Raw genomic sequence first — 4042 nt, 5'->3', positions numbered from 1 at the left:
GCCATGCCGCGCTCCTCGATTATTTCGTTGGCAGCATCGCTGCCCTGTCGCTCACCTTGGCCACGCTGGTCTTCTTCTGGAGCGGCGAGATCTACTGCCGCGCATGGGCCAGGAAGCCGTCCCCAGACGTGTCCCTAAACCGCCTTGGCGACATGACGTCAGGGGTCGGGGCGATCGGACTCGGCATCGCCCTGTTCCTGTTCGGCGAACCTGTGCTTGCGGCGACCTCGGGCTTGCTGCATGCGCTCGGCAAGTTCGGCAGCGCCTTCGAGGACGGCAAGCCGTTGCCCGGCTGGCCAGCCAACTGGCCCAATCCGTTCCGGAGTGCCGTTCTGGCCAGCCGTCTGCCGGCGCTGGTCTCGGCCGCGGTGGGGAGCGGCGGTGCCCTGCAACTGGTATGGTCGGGCGCTTCCTGGACGCTCGTCGCAGCGCCGCTGACATTGCTTGTCTGCTATCTGCTTTGGGCCAAGGCAGACCTGTTGCTGCTGCTCCAGGAGGTGCGAGCCGGGAGCGCGCCGGCATCGTCCGCCGGCAACCGAGATCGAACGTGACGGCCCATGTCGAAGACAGAGGCCCCTGCTTGCAGGCGCCTTTGGGGGTTTGGCAACGTCGCGCAGAAGACCGTGCTGGATCATCTGCAGCATCAGAAGACTCTTCCGGAGTTGAAGCGCACCAAATTCGAGGTGCGGGCGAGGGCCGGAGCGAGAGCGCGCCTCATCCCGCCGATCAGCATGTATGAGAACGCGAGGAATCGGCGGCAGTTGAAAACGGCCTTTTTCGGACAGTCATTCCCTAGGTTTTGCGTTGGGAGCCGGCAACATCAACACCGGTGCCTCATGCGTGTACCCAGCGACAGCGCTGACCGCCAGCCCGATCATGCCGATGCGGTTGATTGGCGAGGCCTGAAAGGAAGCAATTTCAGCTGGATGGAATGGCGCGCCCGAAGAGATTCGAACTCCTGACCCCCAGATTCGTAGTCTGGTGCTCTATCCAGCTGAGCTACGGGCGCGCAACAGGCCATGCTTTCCATGACCCCGCAATCCGATCGTAAACGACCGGTCGCGACGAGACGTGTTCCCTAGCGACTGAATTTCGGAAAAGCAAGCCGATCCGGCAAAAGTTTTGTCACAAGTGCCTTGGCCGGCGATGAACGCTGGAGATTCCGGCACCTGGCAACGGTCCGAAGTCGAGCCGGTTCCTGCTCATTGGAAGAATCGGGCCAGAAGACAAGAGGGCCGGGCGACCCAGCGCTCTAAACCGTCAGGCGGGGCGGCGCAGGCTGTTGCGGGCCTGGTCGAGCCGGACCGGCTGGTCGGGGATGGTGACGGCGAATGTGGTGCGCCCGCCAATGCTCTCGACCAGTTCCACCGTGCCGCCATGCGCGCGGATCAGTTCGTGCGCGATCGCTAGGCCAAGGCCGGTGCCGCCGCTGCGCGCCGAGCCGCGAAACGCCGCGAACAGGTTTTCCCGCGCCTTGGGCGGCAGGCCGGGTCCGGTGTCGCTGACGGCGATGCGGCTGACGCTGCCCAGACGCACGGCCGAAACCGCCAGGCGGCGCACCAGGGCGTTTTCGCTGTCGGCCGCCATCGCCTGCACGGAATTTCGGCACAGATTGGTGAGCACCCTGAACAGCTGGTCGGAATCGGCATCGACCTCGAAGGCCGGCTCGACCGAATTGACGAACTCGATGCCTTGCTCGATGTCGAGCAGGCCTTGCACATCCTCGACCAGCTGCCGCAGCCGGAGCCGGCGGCGCGCGGGCGGCGGCTCCTGGGTGCGGCCGTAGTGAAGCACGCCTTCGGAATAGGACACGGCACGGTCGAGTGCGCGCAGCAGTTTCGGCGCGAAGGCCTGCACGGTCGGATCCTTGACCTGGCGCAGGCGGTCCGACATCAGCTGCGCCGAGGCCAGGATGTTGCGCATGTCATGGTTGATCTTGGAGACCGCGAGGCCGAGGTCGGCAAGATGCTTCTGCTCGGAGAGCATTTTTTGCAGCCGCTCCTGCATTTGCGACAGCTCGCGCTCGGCAACGCCGATCTCGTCGGCGCGGGCAGCCGGATGGATGATCCGTCCGGGATCGTCGGGGGCCTCGGAGAAGGACAGCATCGAGCGCGTCATCGTCCGGATCGGCCCGATCATGATCAGGTCGATGGCGGCGTAGACCAGCATGGCGGTGAACAGCGAGATCAGCAGCGAGACGAAGGCGACGTTGCGCGAATAGCGCAGCATCGCATTGCGCAGGCTGTTGTCGGGCATGATCAGTTCGAACTCCTTGTCGGAGTCGCCGACCGGACCGAAGACGCGCAGCATCCGGTCGCCGCCGAAAAACAGCGTGTCGAGCGCACCGGTCATGCCCTTGATCATGCCGATCGAGGCGATATCGATGTGCTCGTCGACCTTCGGCGGCATTTCGGCCACCACCAGCAGCCGCGAGACGCCACCGTCGCGCACCGCGATCGCCTTGGCGCCGATCGCCATCAGCACGTCGTTCTGGGCCGTGCGCGACAGCGAGGTGGATTCACCTTGCACCAGCACGATCGACACCGCCGCCGCCGTGCTCAGCCGCTCCTTCAGCCAGTTCAGCCGGTAGCTCGCGATCCAGGGCAGGAAGATCAGCACTTCGGCCAAAAGCACGAAGACGATGGTCAGCAGCAGCAGCTTGGTCGACAGGCCGCGCGACAGCGGAACCGTGCGCACGGCGGCTGGCGCCTCGGTGGACGCCGCCGTGCCGATCCCTTCCTGTGCCTGTATGGTTTCGCTCATGCGGCTAATGTCTTCACGATCACTTGATCAACGCAGATTAGGCGATTACGGCTTTTTTGCCAATTTCATCCTTGGTCGCAAACATAAACCGGCCTGAACGGAGCCGGATTGCGCCCGACGACTCCGGATTGACTTCCAAAAGCCTTCTTTCTATAAGCCCGCACACGCTCGGGCCATTCGTCCCGGCGCGGTTTCGATCGCGCCAAAGCCGGCCCGGCAAAGCTCCTGTTACACAGTGACAGAATCAAGAAGGGCCGCACCCCGCGGTATTAAAACAAATGAAGCGTACCTACCAACCGTCTAAACTCGTCCGCAAACGTCGGCACGGCTTTCGTGCCCGCATGGCCACCAAGGGTGGTCGCGGCGTCGTCGCAGCTCGCCGCAACCGCGGTCGCAAGCGGCTCAGCGCCTGAACGGAAGACGAGATCGTTGCCCGCAACCGGCAAGCCAGTGGGACCAAATCCCAAGCGGCTTCTGAAGCGCGCGGAATTCCTGGCCGTCCATCGTGGTGAAAAGCGACGCGGGCGGCTTTTTCTCGTTGAAGTTCTCGACCGCGGCGACGGCCTGTCGCCGCGCGTCGGCTACACCGTCACCAAGAAGGTCGGCAATGCGGTTGTCCGCAACCGTGTCCGGCGGCGGTTGCGAGAAGCCGTCCGCACGCATGCGGCAAGTGACATGGCGCCTGGCAATGACTATGTCATCGTCGGGCGCGAAGACGTGCTTACCACTCCGTTCGGCCAGTTGAAGGCCGAACTTTCCCGCCGACTGCGCGGAACACGATAGGCCAAGGGCTTTCGATGGAAAACAACCGGAACTTCTTCATCACCATCGCGCTGTCGGTGCTGATCCTGGCGGTATGGCAATATTTTTACGTGTTGCCGCGCAGCGAAGCGCAACGCGAGGCCGCCCGCGTCGAACAGCAGCGCGTCGAGGAGCAGAAGAAGGCCGCCGGCACCAATCCCGGTACCGACACCGGAACGCCCGCCGCCCCTGGCGCCATTCCCAACGCACCGGGAACAGACGCCGTGACGCCGGCCGGCCGCGAACAGGCACTCGCCACGACGACCCGCGCCAGGATCGACACGCCGAGCCTCGAGGGTTCGATCAACCTGACCGGCGCCCGTCTCGACGACCTCAAGCTCAAGCACTACACCGAGACGGTCGACAAGAATTCGCCCGAGATCAGCCTGCTCAACCCGGCGGCACTGCCCAATGGCTACTATGCCGAGATCGGCTTCGTCGGCAACGACAAGACTGGCGCGGTGCCCGGTCCCGAGAC

The 4042-nt window shown here is 64.2% G+C and carries 4 protein-coding genes, 1 tRNA gene and 1 pseudogene; 4 read left to right on the top strand and 2 right to left on the bottom strand.

The features are described 5' to 3' along the window. Positions 1–551, top strand: a pseudogene (locus EN750_RS39555) (hypothetical protein); the annotation flags it as partial. Between the two features lie 381 nt (positions 552–932). Here the strand turns inward: EN750_RS39555 and EN750_RS22010 are convergent. Then, positions 933–1009: transfer RNA gene (locus EN750_RS22010), tRNA-Arg, on the bottom strand. A 251-nt stretch (positions 1010–1260) separates the two neighbouring features. Continuing rightward, positions 1261–2763 carry a HAMP domain-containing sensor histidine kinase gene (locus EN750_RS22005; RefSeq protein ID WP_127397631.1) on the bottom strand — a complete coding sequence of 501 codons (1503 nt, stop codon included), beginning with the start codon at positions 2761–2763 and terminating at the stop codon, positions 1261–1263. A 278-nt stretch (positions 2764–3041) separates the two neighbouring features. Between EN750_RS22005 and rpmH the strand changes: the two genes are divergently transcribed. From rpmH to yidC, 3 genes are all read left to right on the top strand, one after another. Then, positions 3042–3176, top strand: coding sequence for a 50S ribosomal protein L34 (rpmH, locus tag EN750_RS21995; protein ID WP_008833937.1), 135 nt, complete (start codon positions 3042–3044; stop codon positions 3174–3176). 16 nt (positions 3177–3192) lie between these two features. Then, the gene (gene rnpA, locus EN750_RS21990) at positions 3193–3546 is read left to right on the top strand and encodes a ribonuclease P protein component (RefSeq protein ID WP_127397630.1); all 354 of its coding nucleotides are present in this window, start codon (positions 3193–3195) and stop codon (positions 3544–3546) included. A 14-nt stretch (positions 3547–3560) separates the two neighbouring features. Next, a partial coding sequence (gene yidC / locus EN750_RS21985) for a membrane protein insertase YidC (RefSeq protein WP_145967829.1) occupies positions 3561–4042 on the top strand: 482 nt, incomplete at its 3' end.

This window comes from Mesorhizobium sp. M7A.F.Ca.ET.027.03.2.1, assembly GCF_003999175.1.
Lineage (GTDB): Bacteria > Pseudomonadota > Alphaproteobacteria > Rhizobiales > Rhizobiaceae > Mesorhizobium.
Note: the sequence above shows the minus strand (reverse complement) of the source record. Positions and strands in the feature narration are given on the sequence as shown.

What these genes read in the sequence shown, in the direction of transcription:
- EN750_RS22005 (WP_127397631.1), bottom strand. Translation starts at nt 2,763, where the DNA reads ATGAGCGAAACCATACAGGCACAGGAAGGGATCGGCACGGCGGCGTCC.
- rpmH (WP_008833937.1), top strand. Translation starts at nt 3,042, where the DNA reads ATGAAGCGTACCTACCAACCGTCTAAACTCGTCCGCAAACGTCGGCAC.